At 43.7% G+C, this 577-nt stretch carries 1 protein-coding gene; it reads right to left on the minus strand.

Annotated elements, in window-relative coordinates; genetic code table 11:
* On the minus strand, positions 1 to 451 hold a 451-nt coding region (locus ACFSCZ_RS17205), incomplete at its 3' end, for a helix-turn-helix domain-containing protein (RefSeq protein ID WP_380775656.1).
* Positions 452 to 577: the final 126 nt, after the last annotated feature.

A 577-nucleotide genomic window follows, 5' to 3' on the forward strand; every position in this document is an offset into this window, starting at 1 on the left:
TCATCGTTTTTCCATCGAAGGTTTTAACCCTCATCTCCCCAAAATCCACCTGCATCTGTTTCCCTCTTGGCAATTCTTCAATGGCTTCATAACTCCGAAACGCAAGTGACTTAGGAATATGGTATTTTTCCCGCAGCTCCCTCACATAAGTTCGGACCGTGCTGTCCCCGACATTTTTGAAGTTACAGCGCTCTTCCAACCAATCCGAAATTTGGGAAGCAGACAAATCTGGATGTTCCTTCAACCAGGCCAGGATATCATCTCGATAGGGATCAAGTTTTCGTTGTCGTGTCTTTAGTTCCTCCGTCCACCTGCAAGCTTCTTCGAAATCCATTTCAAGATATTCATAGACTGTTGTCCTGGACAGATTACATTTTCTCGCGATGGCAGCGACTTTGAACCCCTGCCTTTTCAATTGATGCACTTCTACAATCATTTCTAATTTCAGCACCTTCCCGAACCTCCATTACATCAGTTCTACCTACTTCTCCAGTTTAACTGATGGGAGGGGATATAGACGGAAAGTGTTCATTTCTATCGAGCAAATACTGTTCAATTTAGTCTAGCAGTTACAAGG

The sequence above is a fragment of the Siminovitchia sediminis genome (genome assembly GCF_042680885.1).
Taxonomy (GTDB): domain Bacteria; phylum Bacillota; class Bacilli; order Bacillales; family Bacillaceae_C; genus Siminovitchia; species Siminovitchia sediminis.